We start from the raw sequence: 15,757 nt of genomic DNA, 5'->3' as shown, positions 1-15,757 counted from the left end.
CGAGATGGCTGTTGATCATGATGCGCGCGCGCTGGAGCGGGAGCTTCAGCGCATCTTCGAAAGCCACGGTGTCCCGACCACGGAGATCGAGGGCGTCCATCACGTCGGGCTGTGCTCGACACGCCAGGTCGGTGACAAGGGTGGGCGCTACGTCCCGAGCATGCCGTCGAAGTCGGCCGCTGTCGCTCTGCCGACGCTGGCCAAGGACATTCTGGAGGCGCTTCGTTGAGAAAGCGCAAGATCCTTGTTGCCGATCTTCTATGCGGGGCGGGCGGAAGCTCGACGGGTTGCGAGCGCGCATTGCGTGAGCTCGGCCTCGAGATGGAGTTGGTTTGCGTAAACCATTGGCAGACCGCGATCGACACCCACAAACTCAACCATCCGGCGGCGCGCCATGTGGTCCAGGACATCGCCTCGGTCCGCCCGCATATCCTGGTGCCTGAGGGCTATCTCGATCTGCTGATGGCGTCGCCGAGCTGCACGCATCACAGCGTTGCGCGTGGCGGCAAGCCTACATCGGATCAGCAGCGCTCCGATCCCTGGCATATCATCACCTGGCTGACCGAGCTCCGCGTCAAGCGCCTCATCGTCGAGAACGTCTGGGAGTTCACATCCTGGGGGCCGGTCGATGCCCGCACCGGCAAGCCGATCAAGTCGCGCAAAGGCGAGTATTTTCGGGCTTGGATCAACACGATCCGGGCACTCGGTTTCGAGCCAGAGTGGCGCAAACTTAACGCCGCCGATTACGGTGACGCCACGACGCGCCAGCGATTCATCCTGATGGCCAGGAATGATGGGCGCTCGGTCTCTTGGCCGATGCCAACGCACATCAAGGCCAGCCCCGACAAGCTTCTTTTCCCCGGCATGAAGCCGTGGCGGCCGGCCCGCGACATCATCGACTGGGATCTCAAGGGACGATCTATCTTCGGTCGCAAGAAGCCGCTGGCACCAAAGACGCTCGCCCGCATCTATGCAGGTGCCGTCAAGTTCGGCTGGCCTGATCCATTCCTTGTCATCCTGCGCAACCACATGGACGGCAAGAGTGTGGATGGCCCGCTGCCGACTATCGCCGCCAACGGGACACATATCGGGATCGCCCAGCCGACCATCAACGGCGAGATCGTCCCCAGTTTCGAGGAATGGTTCGCGGACACTAAGACGCTCGGGGGATCTCGCGAGGAATATGATCGGCTCTATCCGGTGCCGTTCGTCATGGCGCCAGGCAGCAGCGGTGCACCGCGTGCAACCCATGATCCGTTGCCCACCATCATGACCGGCGGCGCGGGAGTGGAGGAGCGGCCGGGCTGTGCGAGGCCCATGCTGGTCGAGCCTTTCATCCTTAACCGGCACGGTGACAACGGTGGCAACCGCGCCCATGGCATCGACGCGCCGGCGCCGACGGCCAATTGTGATGGTGGCGGCTATCTCGTTGAGCCGTTCATCCTCTCCAGGCACGCCGAGGGCGCGCCGCGCTCGGTCGACGAGCCGACGCCAACTCAGGTAGCGAAACAGAGCCACATCCTGATCTCGCCCTATTACGGTTCTGGATCCGGCGAGACCTGCCAATCGGCCGAGGAGCCGCTCCCGACTGTGACCTCCAAGGGCAGGTTTGGCATGGTGGTGCCGGTCACCCACACCCATGGCGGCAACGCCGCGCGCGATGTCGCCGACCCACTTCCAACGCTGACAACCGCGAAGGGTGGCGAGTTCGCGATGGTCATGCCGGTAACCCATGCCGATCGGTCGGACCGAGTCCGCGACCCTGCCGAGGATCCGCTGCCCACCGTCACCGGCGCCAACCGCGGCGAGCTCGCGTTCATCGCGGCGCAATTTGGTGAGCGGGAAGGGCAGGCCCCGCGTGTCCATGACGTCGAGCAGCCCACCCCGGCGATCTGCGCAACGGGCCACATCAACCTGGTCGAGGCGACGCCGCAGTTCGACATCCTGTTCCGGATGCTGGAGCCGCACGAGCTCGCCGCGGCGATGGGCTTCAACAGCGAGGAAGCTGATTACGAATTCGCCGGCACCAAGACCGAGAAGATCAAGCAGATTGGAAACGCGGTATCGGTTGCGAAGATGAGAGCCTGCGTGTCCGCCATCATGGGGGACGCTGCCGTCATTGAGCAGACCAAGCCAAGCCAGCGACGGGCCGTCGCGTAATAGGCCAGGGAAAAGCACTTCAGGCGAGAGAACCTCGCCTGAAAAAATTTTGGGCGGACCAAGAATTTCAAGATGAAGAAGCCGAAGCCATTCGCCACAGAAGCTGACCTTTGCAAGCGGTTCATCGCTGCGCTGCCGGAGGGATGGACGCCTTATGCCGAGCACGCGGGGTGGGACATTTTACTTGTGCGCAATGCAGACGGCTTCCAGATCGGTATTGAGGCCAAGCTGCGGTTGAACAGCCACGTCATTACCCAGTCGCTCGAGGACTACGGCATCTGGTGTGCTGATCGAGCGGGCCCGGATTGCCGCGCTGTCCTGGTACCTTGGGGCGAGTTCGGCTTCGAGACGATCTGCAAGTATATCGGCATCACAATCATCCATGTGAAGCCTGCGTCCGACGACCGGCCGCGTTGGGCGCCGGCCTTCGATCCGTACTTGCCAGGCGAGAACCACGGCCGTGCCGAAGATTGGCCAGAGTGGGCACCGGCGCAACGCCATGTTCTCCCGGACTACGTGCCGGATGTAGTTGCGGGTTCTCCTTCACCGGTCCAATTGACGGAATGGAAGATTGCCGCGATCAAGATCGCTGTCATTTTGGAGAAGCGAGGCTTCCTAATTCGCGCCGACTTTAAACACGTCGGCATCGACCACCGCCGCTGGCTGCCGTCCGCCACTGGATGGTTGTCGTTGGACGCCGGACGCTACATTCAAGGGCCGCACTTTCCCCGATTCAAAAAGCAGCACCCTCGTGTCTATGACGAGATCGCCGCCGATTACGAGAGTTGGAAGCCAATCGACCCGATCGGTCCGTTACCTCTACCTGAGCCGAAACAGGAGTCCCTCCTGTGATGGAAACAACGAAATGCTGCGTGCCGTACTGCGGGCGTTCGACCAAGGAACGGTACAGCGAATGGATCTGCTCGGTGCATTGGCCGATGATCCCGAAGAGGACCCGTCAGCGGCGGTCGCAGGCCAAGAGGCTCTTGAAGCGCGCGCGGCAGCGGCTTGAGCGGCAGTACCAGCGACAGGGCTGTCAATTCACGTCGGCGCAGTGGGGGCGTGTCGAGGCGGCGCAGCGCCTCGTGGTCGCGTTGTGGGAGCGTTGCAAGCGCGAAGCGATTGAAGCCGCGGGAGGTCTGCGGTGATCCGTGACGACGCCGACGAGATCAAGGCAAGGCTGAACGAGCGGCTCGAGCAGGTGCTCGACAAGTTTTGGTCGGGTTGGAAGAAGCGCGGCAAGATTGCGTATTGCGCACCGGTCAACAACTCGGACCTCGGCTCGTTTCAGGTGTACCTCGGCAGGGTCAATGCCAAATATGATCGCGGCGTCTGGGTGCGCAGTTCCGCTAGCATCGGCGGGGACGAGCTCAACTTGTATGCCTACGGCTTCACCGGGAGCCATCGGGCAACAGCGGAGGTCTTTCGCTCCGCGCGCGAGTTTGTCGGGCTCGACAACTCCCGGCCGGAAACTCCGGAAGAGGCGCGCCGCCGCGAGGATCTGGCGGCTGACCGGGCGGCAAAGCGCGAGGCGGACGAGCGCCGGGCGATCGAGCACGAGGCCGAGCGTCAGCGGAATGCCGTGGTGCTTTGGGGGGAGGTCACGCCGATCGCCGGCACGCATGCCGAAGCATACCTGCTCGATCGCGGAATCCCGGTCCCGCCTGGCGGCTGGGACGTCTGCCTCGGCTTCCATCCGCGGGTGATCTACGACCTCGACGAGAGATTGTCGTTCCCGACGCTGGTCTGCCGCGTCGATGATCAGTTCGGCGACATTACCGCGGTCTGGAAGATCCACCTCGACCCCAATAAGGCCAGCAAGGCTCCGGTGGAGAAAGCGAAGATCGGCGCCGGCGTCGCGGCCGGTGCGGCCGTCCAAATCGGCGGTATTGCTGCGCACATCGGTCTGGCCGAAGGGCTGGAGACCAGCCTCGCAGCCCGCGCGCTGATCAAATACCGCTATCCGGTCTGGGCCGCGCTCAGCACCAGCGGCGTGAGCGGCTTCGAGCCGCCGCTCGGGGTCGAGCACATCACCAGCTTCCCCGACGGGGACCGGCCCTGGCGCAAGCACGAGGGCGACCTGGTGCTCGCCGAGCCGCCGGGGCGTGCCGCGGTGCGCAAGCTGCATGAACGCATGGTGGCGATCGGCATCGGCCACGACAGCCAGCCGGAGCCGGCAATCCGCAGGGACTATCTCGATATCTGGAATGCGCGGAAGCGCTTGGAGGAGCGCGCTTGACGACGCAGGAGACCACACCGCGCGCGCTGCGCAACATCCGCGCCGAAGAGGCCATTATCGGCAAGATCATTGGGTCGGCCGATGCCTATTGGCAGGTGTCGGACTATCTGTCCGCCGAGCACTTCGTGGTGCCGCACCATCGCGCCATCTTCGCCGCGGTCGCGGAATGCTGCGAGACCGCCGGCGGCCCGGCGCTCAGTCTGCTGGAGTCGAAGCTGCCTCAGGAATTCGAGGGCGTCGGCTCGGTCGAGGCGGTGCTCCAGATCCTGATCGAGAAGGCCACGGACGTCAGCAGCGCGCTGGACTTCGTCGACGACGTGGTCCTGGCATGGCGTGAGCGGGCAGGCGTCGAGCTCGGCCGTCGAGCCTCGGAGCAGGGGAAGGGCTATGAGGAGCGCCGCGCCGCCGTCGAGGATCTCTTCCGCCGCGTCGACGACCAGGACCGTGCCAAGCATCCCGTGAAGGTGGGCGAGGCCGCCAAGGCCGCGATGCATCGCGCCGCCGAAGCCTACGAGCATCAGGGCAAGAAGTCGGTCGGTGTTGTCACCAAGATACCCGAGATCGACAAGGTGCTCGGACCGCAAATCGGCGGCACCGCGATCATTCTCGCCGCGCAGTCTGGTCACGGCAAGTCGGCGCTACTGTCCCAGATCCTGCGGGCCAACGCCGGTCCGTCTCTGGATCCGTCGAGCATATACCCCTCACTGCTGATCAGCCTGGAAATGTCCAAGGAACAGATCGGCCTCCGGGACATCGCCGCGATGACCGGCATCTCAGTCCGGAAGCAGATCACCGGCGATCTGAGCCAAAAGGAATTCCTCGAGATCCGACGCGCGCAGGCCACCCTCGAGGCGATGCCGATTTTCATCCAGGACCGATCGCCCATGACGACCACGCAGATCGTGAGAGAGGTGCGCATCGCCGTGCGGAGGTATGGCGTCAAGCAGATTGGCATTGACCACACGAAACTCGTCGAGCCGGAGAAGGAGCATTGGAACGAGATCCGGACTATCGGATACTTCACGTCCGCGATGAAGGCGCTGGCCAAAACAGAGGATATCGTGGTTTGGCAACTTGCCCAGCTGACGCGCGATGGCCAGAAGACTGGAAACTGGCGTTTCAAGAAAGGCGATATCTACGGCGGAGGTCTCATCGTCGAGAATGCCGACGTGGTGCTCGGTCTGGCTATCCCACGGGTTCATCTCAGCGAAAACAAGCCGGAACCGCCGTCCGACGATAAGCCGCAGAACCGCCCGATCTGGGACGGTTGGCTTAGGAGCATGGAAATTTGGAAGGGCAAGGCGGAGTTCGCCGCGCTGAAGGTGCGCAGCGGCGTCGGTGAGACCTGGAAGGAGATCGGCTTCGACGGGCCAAGCATGACGTTCGGCGACGCTGCTGAGCGCGACGAGATTCCGTTCTAAGGTGAAGGAAAAGGCGATGCTAAAGGAAGCCCATCTGGCCTTCGTTCTCACCGTATCGGGGCAACCCGGCGATGTCATCGCCTGCAAGCTGGTTGATGACGGCAAAACGGTTTCGATCGTCACGGCGATACTTGCGCCCGGAGTCACCGAGCAAACGCTTTATTTGTCGCCGCCACCAGGGCGAGATCCGTGGCGGATGGAGCTTTCGTGCGAGACGACCCGGGCTTGAGCCGCAGTTTTGAAGCCCAATTAGCCGGTGACGACCGAACGATTTTGCTCTTGCAATCGTAGGCAAATCACCTCCTGAAGTCATAAGCGTGATTCGTCCTTTCCTGCTTCCCGAGGGGTGCATGTTGGCTCGAGTCACGGACGTCGCACCGGTTTACGTCGACAAGGAGCGCGATCGCCGCGCGCGCGGCTTTGCCCGTGAGCTCCGCCGGGCGAGGGTGAAGGACGAGTACAGAGGCCGCTCGGTGGCGTCGCAACTCGCCTATGAAGCCGAGCGCGAGCACAAGCGCCAGATCCAGGAATGCATCGTCGACTGGATGATGGACTACAAGACCCCTCGCGCCGAGCGCGTTGCGGAGTGGTTGAAGCGTGAAAAGCTCTACCTCCAGGGGTTCCAGAAAGCTACGGCAAAGGCCGGCGACCCGCTCAATCTCCTCGGCAAGCCACTGACGAAGAAGCAACTGAAGGAGATCGCGGAGGAGGAGAGGCTCGCCAGCGGGAAGCGCAAGCACGTCATCCCGGATCCCGACCACCCGATGCAGAACGTCCTGGTCGACACCGCGGCGAGCGCTCACATCAACCTTGTCGACCGGAAGAAGCTGAACGATCCAGAGGAGAAGATGCGACGTTCCGCGGCGGATCGCTTCAGGCGGGATTTTGACCTTTGCAGCTTCCATGGCTCGAAGGGCTTCGCGCTTGGCGACAAAGTCGATGGCGGCGGTGGCGGCAGCGCCTCGCATACGATCGCGCTCGAGGCTCAGTCCAGGCTGAACGAGATCAAACGCAGGATCGGCGAGCGCCAGTTCGACATTCTGCGCGCCCGGATCGGTTGCGATGCTTCGGCCGAGGACATGCACAAGCATGGCGGCCCCGACCATCGGTCGAGCAACATCGAGCTCAGGGTCGCGCTGAATGCTTTGGTCCAGGTCTACGACCACGTCACGATCGAGGATCGGACTTGGAATGCGGCGCGGCGGATCTTGGAGGCTGCCGGCATGGGGATGAAGCGCTGATGTCCCTCGGTCGATTTGCTCCCAATACTCGAGAGACCGCACCCGAGACGAAGGCCCGTGTCTGGCGCGAATACGGCTTGCTCGTTGTCGACGTCGACAAGGACCAACTGTCCTGGGATCAGCGAGAGATGCTGCGAGTCATCGGTCGGAAGATGTTCGGGCCGCGTAGAGAGGAAAAGCGATGAGCAGCAATCTGGTCTGTTCGTCGTGTCGCGGCCCAAATGACAGATCAAGTCACCGGTATTGTCATGGATGCGCGGCGGCCTACATGCGCCGGCGTAGGCGCGGTGAATTGCCCGTGCGCGCTACGGTGTGCACGGTTGCTGGTTGCGGGGAAAAGCAAAAGGCGCGAGGTTTTTGCAGCAAGCACTATTTGCGTTTTAAGCGCCGCGGATCGACTGACGAGCGCACTAGGACCATAGCGTCGAAGCGGTATCGGTTGGTGGTTATACGTGGTCATCCGCTAGCACATGCCCGGACCGGCAGAGTATACGTTCATCGCGCCGCAATGTTCGATCAGATCGGCCTCGGGCCAGTACCCTGCTTCTGGTGCGGAAGACCACTCCGATGGTCGACAGAGCACCCGCAGCCCGATGATGCGCTGTTGGTCGATCACTTCGATCATGATCGTCACAACAACGATCCAACTAACCTTCGGCCTTCGTGCAATTCCTGCAACTGCGCTCGAAGCTATTGGCGCGCCAAGCCGTCTCTCGTTCCGGTGTATCAAGTGGCAGGTGTCGGCACATGACAACCTCTCAATCGCCGCTCCGCGTCCTCAAGGCCCAGGCCAACAACATGGCCAGGATAATGAAGGCCATCGAGCGCGGCGAGAAGGTGACCGAAGATGTCGGCGGCAAGCTTGCGGCGTCGCTGGCCGTCGGCGTCGCCAAAGTGGCGATCGCGATGGACGACAAGGTGATCATCCTCGACATCGCATGGTCAACGGTAAAGACCTCAAGCGAGGTCGCGCTCGCCGAGTATGTCCTCGGACTCATGCGCGGCTCGCGCGAGACGAAGCACTAACGATGGCTCGAAATCGCATCCCGACACTGGGCTCCCGTATCGCGACGCTGGATACCCGCAAGGCCAAGCCGCTGCCGAAGAAGGCCGACCCGCACTATCAGACCGCCGAGCACGAGGAGTGGGCAGAGTTTGTTAAGCGGCGCGCCGGCTATCGCTGCGAGCACGTCGACGACGGCAAGCGGTGCTGGCGCAGTGCCGAAAAGGGGTACCGGATGTACGCCGACCACATCAAGGACATCAAAGACCGGCCAGATCTCGCGCTCGATCGCGACAATGGCCGCTGCGCCTGCAGCTCGCACAACGTCCGTGCAGGCATCCAGGCGCGAGCAAACCGCATGAAATCGTAGGGGAGGGTGAGCATGAAGCTGAACGCGCGCGAACTCGAGCTTCAGGCGCTAAGAGTGCGCAGGTACGAGGCGGCGCAGGCCCTCAAGCGCGAGCTCGACGCCAAGGATGCCGCGGCGGTCGCGCAGGACGCGGCAGCCAAGCCCCCGGCGTCGGCGGCGAAGCCGGCCAAAAAGGCGGCTGCGAAAAGTAGGCGCAGCCGGGCCTCGAGCAAAATCGGCCGTAGCCGGGGATCTCGCAAGAAGTCGTAGCCGGGGGACTAACGGAGTCGCAGTTCGCGCTCGATCGCCGGTTGACGGTTCATGAGTTCCTGGACGCAGGGAGGGACGGGATCCTTCCGGCCCAGCGCGGCGCCGGTCGCCACCGCATCTGAGGCGCGGCGCGCAAGCTGCAGCCAACCGAATAGTGCAGCGGTCGGCATTGCCCGGATTTGGTCGAGATTAGGTGGCGTTGTCGTTGCAGTGAGCATGCGCCGCTGGTGGCAGCAGGACTAGTCCGACAATCAGAGCCAGGCGCCTCATGCCTCTTCCTCGTCGATGTCGGCCGGCATCTGCCGAAGCTTCTGATATGGGAAGGCTCCGAGCTCGGGATGTAGCCGGTCCTCCTCGATCATCGCCGCGGCAGCCATTCGCGCCGTTCCCTTCGCCTCCGGGAGCGTCATCAACGTCAGCGCGATCGGCACCCAGGTCGGAATGTCCTGAAGCTTCCCGTCCGCTCCGCTCCGGCCCCATCGGTTCACGGTGACAAGATTCTGGCACCATATCCTGGCGAAGGCTTTCCGTGTCAGGCCCTGCCGCTCAAGCTCGCGATCGAAATCCTCGCAGGCGATCTTCTTGTGTCTGAAGCGTGGCGGGGCCATCACGGTCCTCCTTTTCGGTTGGGCACAGTCGCCCGAAATCGGCCGTAGCCGAGGGTATGGCGGATAGGTGGAGCGGAGTCGAGTCCGCGCCGGGCCGGCAAAATCGGCCGTAGCCGAGGGGGTCAAAGCCCCTTGAGCGGTGACACGAAGGACTTACCGTCCATCGCGATGGTCGAGATCTCGCCGGGCCCTTCGATCATGCGCAGCCATTCCCCCTCGGATCCGGTGAAGCCTGGCCCGGCCTCGACGTGGTGCGCGGCCAGCCACTTCGCGAGATCGCGCGCCGAGGCGCAGGGCGGGGAAAGCGGCGTGCCGGCGGTCGTCGTCTCGTAAAGCTGCCAGTGCGTGCAGGCCTCCGCCGGCCAGGCGGGCATCCGCTGATCGGTTGCCCGCGCCAGCGCGTCGTCCGCCTTGCGCAAGGGGATGTAACGCCGGCCGTTCTTGGGGTGCTGCCAGTCTGCCGGCACTCGCCTAACCTGCCTGCCCATCAGAATAACGCCCCCTGGGCGGGTGGCGGCTCTGCAGCGGCAGCCAGGCGGCCGAGATGCTCGACCGTCTCGGCGATGATCCGCTCGCGGTCGTCGTCGACCAGCAGCCAACCATCATCACTGCCGGCGGGATCGTAAACCACGAAGTTGCCGCCCCATTTCGCATGCACGCCTTCGGCAACCCGGCGGACGAATGGCGGGACGTCTGTAACCGCTTTGAAGTCGGCCCAAGACGCGATTTTGTAGCCGGCCGCGGCGATGATCTCCTCGGCGGTCATGATCCGCCTCCCTCTGCGCGTTCGAGATTGGCCTGAAGGTCCCAGGCCTCATAGATAGCCCGTCGTGCCTCCGTGAGTTTCGCTCGCACCTCCGGCAACAGCCGCTTGTCTTCGGCATCGACGACGCGCGCGACGGCGTCCAAAAGTCTATTGTAGACGTCCCAGTGGAATGGATGCTTCCGCATGCGGGATCCTCCTCTCAAAAATCAGTCGTAGGGAAGGGGTGACGAAGTAGGCGCAGCCGGGGCTCAAATAAACCTGCCGCAATCGATGCACCGGCCGCGTCCGTCGTCGCGGTGCCGGCACGGCTTGAACGCTTCCGCCTCTGTGTCCGACCAAGCCCGCTCGGTTTCCGTGGCGATGTCCCAGCGCCCGCAGAACGAGGCGAGGTAAGCGCGCTGCTCTTCCGTCAGTTTTTCGTCGTGCAAGTGCTCGTCGGCGCTCCCCAGGTTGAGGCCTTGCTCCTGATTCCAGCGTGCATATTCCCGGATGAGCAGATTAATCGGGCCGTCGTCATTGCCTGGCAATTGCTCCGGTGCCGGCTTGGCATTGGCGCCGCCGAGCGCTTCGATGATGCCGGCGCGCGCGCCTTCGATTGGTCCGGAAAGCTTCTTGTTGTCGGTCATGGTCGGAATCCTCCTTTTGCAAAATTGGCCGTAGGCGAGGGGAAGGCGCAGCCGGGGGATTATCCCGGCGGCCCCTCGATCACGAGCAAGGCGGTATTCACGGAGGTCCCAGCATGCTTAAACGATCCCGCCGGGAGGTCGCGCCACTCCGAGGCAATCGGCATCAGCTTGTCCCGCTGGCGCGGACCGTTGGCGCAGATCGCGACGAGCCGGCCGCCAGGTTTCAAAAATTTCCGGGCGTGCTCGATATGCTGGATGTCCGCGCCGCGCTCGAACGGGGGATTCATGATGATGCGGTCGAACTTATCGACCGCGCCGGCCATGTCCATGAAATCAGCATTGATGATGGTCACGCCCTGCTGTGATCGGCCGAGAGCTTGCGCAACCTGGTGATTGATCTCAATCGCCACGATGTCGAGCGACCCGGCGCCATGGACGCGTGCGGCCTCGATGAGCGCACCCGTTCCCGCGCTTGGCTCCAAGATGCGATGGCCAGGCCTGATGTCGGCCAACTCTGCAACCTCGGCCGCGAGTTCGGGCGAAGTCGGGAAGAGTTGCGGCGCAACGACGACTTGCACGCCGCCGCCTTTCAGCATGGCCCGCATTGCCTCAAAATCAGCCGTAGGCGAGGCCGCCGGCAAATCGGCCGTAGCCGGGAGGGAGTCGAGCGCCTCGACCAGGACCGGCCGCGGCGCGGGCGCAACCGGGGCCAGCGTGGCCGCGGGCTCGGCGGCGTCCTGCGGCTCGCCCATGATCTCGGAGACCAGCGAAAGCGCGGCGTCGAGGTCGGCGTCAGGCCGCGCCACAAACTCCCGGACGAATTCGGCCGGCTCGGCTGGCTCGCTCGGCGGCGCGATCGTGGGCGGATCGACGCGCTTTGCATCCGTGATGAACACCGGCCCATAAGAATGCCGCTTGTTGTCCTCGCACTTGCCGCGGAACGCATAGGCGCCGATGGCGGAGCGGGTACGGTGCGCGCCCACGGTCTCGGTTGCTGCGCGCGGCCGATAGCCTCGATAGTCCTTCGGGATTTTGTCGTACTCTGCCTGTGTAAGATGGGCGAAGCCCTCGCCGGGGTAGTTGCAGAGCGGGGGAAGTTTGGCCGCGGCTTTCGCTGCCGCCACATCTTCAGCGCTCGGTGACTGATAGTCCCGGACGCTTTCGACGCGCCAGCGCGCTTGCTTGTTCCGAATTCCCGTCGTCGTGATGCTGGACACGGAGCCATTTGCGCCACGGTTGACTTTGAGGATCGTAAGCCAATCATCGTATCGGCTCACCTGCACCTGGCCGCCGACTGCAAACGGAAAACGGTCGGCGAGCGGGTTGGCGGTCGCCTCGGTGCCGATCTGCTCGGCCAACATGGCGCGCTCATAGGCCAGGCGGTTGTCATAATGGGCGATCCAGCGAGCCTTGCGAGGAAAGGAACGCTCCAATCCGGGGATTGCAATTGCTGCAGCCTGCGCCGCCGTGATGACATTCCCCTCGATTGCGGACCAAAGACCCATGGGCCCCTCGTACTGCGAAGCCGGCGGGTCGCGCGGATAGTCGGCCAGGGGGAACGACATCGACCAGTAACCGCCGACGTTAGCGACTGCCAGACCGGTCGCGCGCTGCTTCTCAGGATCGGCGATGCCTGCAACGATGCGCCACGCCTTCAGCTGCTTTTCGTTCTCGGCCATCGACTTTTCAAGCTTCCGCTTGTCGGCCTCAATGGTCTTGATGCGACGGTGCCGCACCGCCGGAAGTTCCTTGTATTTGGCGTGTCGGATTGCTCCCTCAGCGCGGGCCGTCCAGTATTGCGAAGTTCGCCACATCTGCACGGCTTTGCGCATGCCGGCGTCAATCTTCTCCTTGTCGCGGCGTGCGTGCTTCTCCGAATGATGGCCGACGAGGATCGGCTGACCAAACGGGATATTGTCCGCGATCTCGGCGACGGCTTTGCGTGCGCGCTCTGCGTCGGCCATGCGCTTTTCGCTATAGTCCTCGAAGCGGCCCGCGCGCTGCTCGGCGCGATCCACCAGGCTCGTATCCTCGTCGCCGATCTCGCCGGCGAGCTCGGTCAGCAAATCCTCGGCTTCCGGCGACCAGGACGGCTTGACGAAAAGCTCTTGCCTCGGTGCCCATTTGAAGCCGGCGGCTTTTACGCGCGCGTATTCCTCAGCGTCGAGGCGGTGAGCGGGATACAGACGAAGCTTGTTGTCGTCGGGCGAATAGGTTGCGGAATGCTGCATGTGTGTTGCTCCTTTTCTCATTGCGCACAATCGCGCGGGGATGCGTTCTGTAGTGGACCCGCTGAATCTCGTCAACGGGAAATCAGTCGTAGCCGAGGGGCGAGAAGGCGCAGCCGGGGTTAACCAGGCTGGCCGACACGAGCGAGCGCAGCGATGTGGTACGCGCTGCCCTCGGCCACCCTTGCTTTGACGAAGGCCTCGGCCTCGTCGTCGTAGTGCATGCCGTTGCGGACGAAGATTGAGGACTCGCTGTCGGCTTGGATTTCCAGCTTGCCGCCTGTCTCGCCGTTCGAGAAGAGGCCCCAGCCCTCGGAATTGGAGCGGTGGTCCTGACCCGCGCCCACTTCTGGGAATGGGTGGATGCCTTCAGCGTCGCAGACCTCCCGCACCGTGGCATAGGTCGGGCAGTCCTCATCCGCGCTTGCCGCCGCTTTCCAGGACTCGAAACGTTTTGCATCGTACCAAAAGGCATCGAAGTCCCCGCCGTGCTGCCAACCGGCCGCAATCGCGGCGTTCTCGTAATCCTCATCCGTCACGACGCGGATTGATGCGGGTTCGATAATGCCGCCCGAGATGCAAGCATCTGCAAAGGCTCCGCCTTCCTGCAGTACTTCGCCGGTTTCGTCCGCGCCTTCCGTGTCGTAATCGATCACGTCATAGGCGAGGCCGATCAAGGCGGGGTTGTCAGAAACGACGGTTTGACAAAGGCCGCCTTCCAGGATCACCGCGACATGCAGCCGAGGCGCAACCGGGGAGGAGTCCAGAACCCGGCAGATATCGCCCCAACGGCGGCCAAGCCGCGCCGTGACGTCGGCATGATCCACCATCCCGCCGGCCTCGAACTCCGGGTTATCGGCGCGGATACCGCCCAGAACCTCCAGCGCGGCCGGAGAAGGCGCAACCGAGGGGGCCACGGCGCCAGGCGAGAGCAAAGAGGCATAGGCCTTGATTGCGCTCGCAACGGCGTCAGCGGCGCGCGCCAATGCCTCGTTGTGCGTGCCGTCGTCGGTCGTCATGTCCACCCGCATGGCGTCGCGGTGCATCTCGGCGACGGACTCCCATGAAGGCGCCGCGGGGATCGCCTCGGCCTTGAATGGTGAGTGTTGCGGCCGCTCGACAAGGTACGCGAGGGCGGCACAGTCCGGACATTGGCCGGCCGGAACTTCATAGCCGGCCGAGATGCGTTCTTGAACGTCTGCGACCATATCGAGATCGGACGCGACGCCGCGCCAAGTGCAATTGTCGCAGCGCACGGCCGCGTTATCGTCCTCAACTTCGATAAAAATTTCTGACATCGTGCATGCTCCTTTGTTGTGGAAATCAGACGTAGCGGAGGGGCCGAAAATCAGCCGGCGGCGGGGATAGTCGCGCGCGTTTCCATCCCGCGGGCATGGCGTTCGGCGCCTTGCACCGATTTAAGCGCGCGCTGTACGTAGTCCGCGGCGTTGTTGGCGCCGGCAATGCGCAAGTGATTGCGTGCGGTGCGGAGCAATTGCGCGGCGAGTCGGACGCGCTCCAGGCGCGATCCCGGCGCGGTTTCCAAAAGCTTCAGCTGTCCGTCACGCTGCTGCAGCCGTTCGATTTCAGAAAGCGCCAGGTCGGCTTGATCGCTCGGGCTATCGTTGGACTCGTCCGGAACCTCGATTTTGAGCGCGTCAAGAATCGAGTCGGTGAAGTCGCTGCAAGAATAGGTCATTTCGAATTGTCCTTTCGCTTTGCGCACTATCGCGCGTTGAGAAATCAGCCGCAGCCGGGGCTGTCGGTCGTCACCGGGAAATCGGCCGTAGCCGAGGGGCGGGTTAGTCGATGGCGCGGCCGGCCTCGACGCGCGCGCGAAGCCTGGGAATCTTCATCAAGTCGCCCGGCAACCATCGCACAATGAGGCGAGGCGTATTGACGGCGGAGGCCGCTTGCATGGCGTGGCGCTGCCAGTCCGCCGACCATTTGCGGCCTCGGCCGTAGCCGGGGGAATGCCGATTGATCCGGTCCGCCAGGCCGGCGCGCAAATCGCGCAAGGCCTCCGCCGCGGTTTGCCCGTAGCCGTCAACCCCGCGGCCGATAGGCGTGCCATCGGGCAGCGCCTTGCATGCCTTCCAGGCCGCGACGTAACGGCCGAGGCCGATTGCGCGGCCGTCGGCGAGTCTGACATAGCGTTTCGGTTCTGCCATCGTGGAAGCCTCCGGCTTAAAGGTTCACTTCATGAAAGCCGGACGCGCCAGGAAGCTTTTTGAAGCCAGGCGGGGAGCGATCGCCGCGGCCGATCCGCATTGAGACAACGGCCGGCTTTCCGGTTGCCGCGACGTCGGCGCGGTAAGTCTCGAATTCGCGCGCGGCGTCCGCGGCGCGCTGTATTTCGACGGTGCGGCCGGGGAACGGCAGCGCGTCGCCGGACAAGCAAAGATGAACCGACACAAAGGCGCCGTTACGCTCGGCCGGATAGCTGCTCAGGATCAATTTAGCCATAGGATTCAGTTCCTTTCATGTTGCGCACGATTGCGCGGGAAATCGGCCGTAGCCGAGGGATTGAGAAAATCAGACGTAGCCGGGACTAGGCCGCGGCGGCTTGCTCGGCCGGCAATTCTTTGGTTTGCGCGACGTCGAAAACCGGGACCATGATGAAACGCACGGATTCCGCCTCGGCCGCCTGTGCATTTCCAGGCGCGCCGGCGGAGCTCGGCGCCGAGGCCTCAGCCTTGCGCGCGCCGGACGGTGCGAAGATGTAAAGCGCGCTTTCCCCGCGGGTCACTTCAAATTCCTCCGGGTGTGGTCAGTCAAATTCCTCCACCCGCGAGGCAGGACAAGGGACTGTTAGTTTGAGTTTGTTTCCCGGGCAAGAGCTTCAG

At 63.5% G+C, this 15,757-nt stretch carries 23 protein-coding genes; 11 read left to right on the top strand and 12 right to left on the bottom strand.

The genetic code is table 11. The features are described from left to right. The first annotated feature begins 4 nt into the window (after nucleotides 1–4). From QJT78_RS35950 to QJT78_RS35920, 7 genes are all read left to right on the top strand, one after another. On the top strand, nucleotides 5–229 hold the full coding sequence (locus QJT78_RS35950; RefSeq protein WP_038943377.1) for a hypothetical protein: 225 nt from the start codon (nucleotides 5–7) through the stop codon (nucleotides 227–229). Then, nucleotides 226–2,160, top strand: coding sequence for a DNA cytosine methyltransferase (locus tag QJT78_RS35945; protein WP_038943376.1), 1,935 nt, complete (start codon nucleotides 226–228; stop codon nucleotides 2,158–2,160). The genes QJT78_RS35950 and QJT78_RS35945 overlap by 4 nt, the downstream gene beginning before the upstream one ends. A 72-nt stretch (nucleotides 2,161–2,232) precedes the next feature. After that, nucleotides 2,233–3,012 carry a hypothetical protein gene (locus tag QJT78_RS35940; RefSeq protein WP_052435708.1) on the top strand — a complete coding sequence of 260 codons (780 nt, stop codon included), beginning with the start codon at nucleotides 2,233–2,235 and terminating at the stop codon, nucleotides 3,010–3,012. A gap of 292 nt (nucleotides 3,013–3,304) precedes the next feature. Then, complete coding sequence (locus tag QJT78_RS35935) at nucleotides 3,305–4,399, top strand: hypothetical protein (protein WP_038943373.1); 1,095 nt, start codon at nucleotides 3,305–3,307, stop codon at nucleotides 4,397–4,399. Further along, nucleotides 4,396–5,820: a DnaB-like helicase C-terminal domain-containing protein gene (locus tag QJT78_RS35930; RefSeq protein ID WP_038943372.1), complete on the top strand. Its 1,425-nt coding sequence runs from the start codon at nucleotides 4,396–4,398 to the stop codon at nucleotides 5,818–5,820. The genes QJT78_RS35935 and QJT78_RS35930 overlap by 4 nt, the downstream gene beginning before the upstream one ends. Nucleotides 5,821–5,836: 16 nt before the next feature. Next, nucleotides 5,837–6,049 (top strand): hypothetical protein, encoded by a 213-nt coding sequence (locus QJT78_RS35925; RefSeq protein WP_152621572.1) that lies wholly within the window; start codon nucleotides 5,837–5,839, stop codon nucleotides 6,047–6,049. Nucleotides 6,050–6,170: 121 nt separating this feature from the next. Further along, nucleotides 6,171–7,061: a DUF6456 domain-containing protein gene (locus QJT78_RS35920; RefSeq protein WP_038943370.1), complete on the top strand. Its 891-nt coding sequence runs from the start codon at nucleotides 6,171–6,173 to the stop codon at nucleotides 7,059–7,061. Between the two features lie 463 nt (nucleotides 7,062–7,524). Here QJT78_RS35920 and QJT78_RS35915 read toward each other — a convergent pair whose 3' ends face one another. Continuing rightward, complete coding sequence (locus tag QJT78_RS35915; RefSeq protein ID WP_157790137.1) at nucleotides 7,525–7,695, bottom strand: hypothetical protein; 171 nt, start codon at nucleotides 7,693–7,695, stop codon at nucleotides 7,525–7,527. Nucleotides 7,696–7,808: 113 nt separating this feature from the next. Between QJT78_RS35915 and QJT78_RS35910 the strand changes: the two genes are divergently transcribed. The 3 genes from QJT78_RS35910 to QJT78_RS35900 are packed head-to-tail and all read left to right on the top strand — an operon-like array spanning nucleotide 7,809 to nucleotide 8,683. Beyond that, a complete protein-coding gene (locus tag QJT78_RS35910) occupies nucleotides 7,809–8,087 on the top strand; it encodes a hypothetical protein (RefSeq protein ID WP_038943367.1) in 279 nt (92 codons plus the stop codon). Nucleotides 8,088–8,089: 2 nt separating this feature from the next. Next, a complete protein-coding gene (locus QJT78_RS35905) occupies nucleotides 8,090–8,434 on the top strand; it encodes a hypothetical protein (RefSeq protein ID WP_038943366.1) in 345 nt (114 codons plus the stop codon). A 12-nt stretch (nucleotides 8,435–8,446) separates the two neighbouring features. Next, nucleotides 8,447–8,683 (top strand): hypothetical protein, encoded by a 237-nt coding sequence (locus QJT78_RS35900; RefSeq protein WP_038943365.1) that lies wholly within the window; start codon nucleotides 8,447–8,449, stop codon nucleotides 8,681–8,683. A gap of 266 nt (nucleotides 8,684–8,949) precedes the next feature. Here the strand turns inward: QJT78_RS35900 and QJT78_RS35895 are convergent, their stop codons facing one another. The 6 genes from QJT78_RS35895 to QJT78_RS35870 all read right to left on the bottom strand — a co-directional run bounded on the left by QJT78_RS35895 (nucleotide 8,950) and on the right by QJT78_RS35870 (nucleotide 12,362). Then, entirely contained in the window at nucleotides 8,950–9,291 is a 342-nt protein-coding gene (locus QJT78_RS35895) for a hypothetical protein (RefSeq protein WP_038943364.1), read from the bottom strand. A 122-nt stretch (nucleotides 9,292–9,413) separates the two neighbouring features. Beyond that, nucleotides 9,414–9,758, bottom strand: a complete 345-nt coding sequence (locus QJT78_RS35890) for a hypothetical protein (RefSeq protein WP_038943362.1) — start codon at nucleotides 9,756–9,758, stop codon at nucleotides 9,414–9,416. A gap of 20 nt (nucleotides 9,759–9,778) precedes the next feature. Continuing rightward, entirely contained in the window at nucleotides 9,779–10,057 is a 279-nt protein-coding gene (locus QJT78_RS35885; RefSeq protein ID WP_038943361.1) for a hypothetical protein, read from the bottom strand. After that, a complete protein-coding gene (locus QJT78_RS35880) occupies nucleotides 10,054–10,242 on the bottom strand; it encodes a hypothetical protein (protein ID WP_038943360.1) in 189 nt (62 codons plus the stop codon). Before QJT78_RS35880 ends, QJT78_RS35885 begins: the two co-directional genes overlap by 4 nt. A 63-nt stretch (nucleotides 10,243–10,305) precedes the next feature. Then, complete coding sequence (locus QJT78_RS35875) at nucleotides 10,306–10,683, bottom strand: hypothetical protein (protein ID WP_038943359.1); 378 nt, start codon at nucleotides 10,681–10,683, stop codon at nucleotides 10,306–10,308. A gap of 59 nt (nucleotides 10,684–10,742) precedes the next feature. Then, a complete protein-coding gene (locus QJT78_RS35870) occupies nucleotides 10,743–12,362 on the bottom strand; it encodes a class I SAM-dependent methyltransferase (protein ID WP_240537586.1) in 1,620 nt (539 codons plus the stop codon). Between the two features lie 198 nt (nucleotides 12,363–12,560). On the opposite strand from QJT78_RS35870, the gene QJT78_RS35865 reads away from it, so the two are divergent. Beyond that, nucleotides 12,561–13,037 carry a hypothetical protein gene (locus QJT78_RS35865; protein ID WP_240537585.1) on the top strand — a complete coding sequence of 159 codons (477 nt, stop codon included), beginning with the start codon at nucleotides 12,561–12,563 and terminating at the stop codon, nucleotides 13,035–13,037. Here the strand turns inward: QJT78_RS35865 and QJT78_RS35860 are convergent. The 5 genes from QJT78_RS35860 to QJT78_RS35840 form a co-directional block, all read right to left on the bottom strand. Further along, nucleotides 13,034–14,209, bottom strand: a complete 1,176-nt coding sequence (locus QJT78_RS35860) for a hypothetical protein (RefSeq protein ID WP_212479070.1) — start codon at nucleotides 14,207–14,209, stop codon at nucleotides 13,034–13,036. The two genes, QJT78_RS35865 and QJT78_RS35860, sit on opposite strands and share 4 nt — an antisense overlap. A 50-nt stretch (nucleotides 14,210–14,259) precedes the next feature. Continuing rightward, entirely contained in the window at nucleotides 14,260–14,610 is a 351-nt protein-coding gene (locus QJT78_RS35855; protein WP_157790138.1) for a hypothetical protein, read from the bottom strand. Between the two features lie 103 nt (nucleotides 14,611–14,713). After that, the gene (locus QJT78_RS35850; protein ID WP_038943355.1) at nucleotides 14,714–15,082 is read right to left on the bottom strand and encodes a hypothetical protein; all 369 of its coding nucleotides are present in this window, start codon (nucleotides 15,080–15,082) and stop codon (nucleotides 14,714–14,716) included. 16 nt (nucleotides 15,083–15,098) lie between these two features. After that, on the bottom strand, nucleotides 15,099–15,368 hold the full coding sequence (locus tag QJT78_RS35845; RefSeq protein ID WP_157790139.1) for a hypothetical protein: 270 nt from the start codon (nucleotides 15,366–15,368) through the stop codon (nucleotides 15,099–15,101). Between the two features lie 94 nt (nucleotides 15,369–15,462). Then, nucleotides 15,463–15,660, bottom strand: coding sequence for a hypothetical protein (locus QJT78_RS35840; protein WP_281460444.1), 198 nt, complete (start codon nucleotides 15,658–15,660; stop codon nucleotides 15,463–15,465). Between the last annotated feature and the right edge of the window lie 97 nt (nucleotides 15,661–15,757).

Source organism: Bradyrhizobium sp. Mp27 (assembly GCF_029953005.1).
Taxonomy (GTDB): domain Bacteria; phylum Pseudomonadota; class Alphaproteobacteria; order Rhizobiales; family Xanthobacteraceae; genus Bradyrhizobium; species Bradyrhizobium barranii.
Note: the sequence above shows the minus strand (reverse complement) of the source record. Positions and strands in the feature narration are given on the sequence as shown.

Excerpts from the sequence above, each read along its gene's own strand:
- QJT78_RS35910 (WP_038943367.1), top strand. The coding sequence starts at position 7,809 with ATGACAACCTCTCAATCGCCGCTCCGCGTCCTCAAGGCCCAGGCCAAC.
- QJT78_RS35885 (WP_038943361.1), bottom strand. The coding sequence starts at position 10,057 with ATGACCGCCGAGGAGATCATCGCCGCGGCCGGCTACAAAATCGCGTCT.
- QJT78_RS35900 (WP_038943365.1), top strand. The coding sequence starts at position 8,447 with ATGAAGCTGAACGCGCGCGAACTCGAGCTTCAGGCGCTAAGAGTGCGC.
- QJT78_RS35870 (WP_240537586.1), bottom strand. The coding sequence starts at position 12,362 with ATGGCCGAGAACGAAAAGCAGCTGAAGGCGTGGCGCATCGTTGCAGGC.
- QJT78_RS35850 (WP_038943355.1), bottom strand. The coding sequence starts at position 15,082 with ATGGCAGAACCGAAACGCTATGTCAGACTCGCCGACGGCCGCGCAATC.
- QJT78_RS35950 (WP_038943377.1), top strand. The coding sequence starts at position 5 with ATGGCTGTTGATCATGATGCGCGCGCGCTGGAGCGGGAGCTTCAGCGC.
- QJT78_RS35855 (WP_157790138.1), bottom strand. The coding sequence starts at position 14,610 with ATGACCTATTCTTGCAGCGACTTCACCGACTCGATTCTTGACGCGCTC.
- QJT78_RS35940 (WP_052435708.1), top strand. The coding sequence starts at position 2,233 with ATGAAGAAGCCGAAGCCATTCGCCACAGAAGCTGACCTTTGCAAGCGG.
- QJT78_RS35860 (WP_212479070.1), bottom strand. The coding sequence starts at position 14,209 with ATGTCAGAAATTTTTATCGAAGTTGAGGACGATAACGCGGCCGTGCGC.
- QJT78_RS35875 (WP_038943359.1), bottom strand. The coding sequence starts at position 10,683 with ATGACCGACAACAAGAAGCTTTCCGGACCAATCGAAGGCGCGCGCGCC.
- QJT78_RS35895 (WP_038943364.1), bottom strand. The coding sequence starts at position 9,291 with ATGGCCCCGCCACGCTTCAGACACAAGAAGATCGCCTGCGAGGATTTC.
- QJT78_RS35905 (WP_038943366.1), top strand. The coding sequence starts at position 8,090 with ATGGCTCGAAATCGCATCCCGACACTGGGCTCCCGTATCGCGACGCTG.
- QJT78_RS35920 (WP_038943370.1), top strand. The coding sequence starts at position 6,171 with ATGTTGGCTCGAGTCACGGACGTCGCACCGGTTTACGTCGACAAGGAG.
- QJT78_RS35925 (WP_152621572.1), top strand. The coding sequence starts at position 5,837 with ATGCTAAAGGAAGCCCATCTGGCCTTCGTTCTCACCGTATCGGGGCAA.
- QJT78_RS35880 (WP_038943360.1), bottom strand. The coding sequence starts at position 10,242 with ATGCGGAAGCATCCATTCCACTGGGACGTCTACAATAGACTTTTGGAC.
- QJT78_RS35865 (WP_240537585.1), top strand. The coding sequence starts at position 12,561 with ATGATGGCCGACGAGGATCGGCTGACCAAACGGGATATTGTCCGCGAT.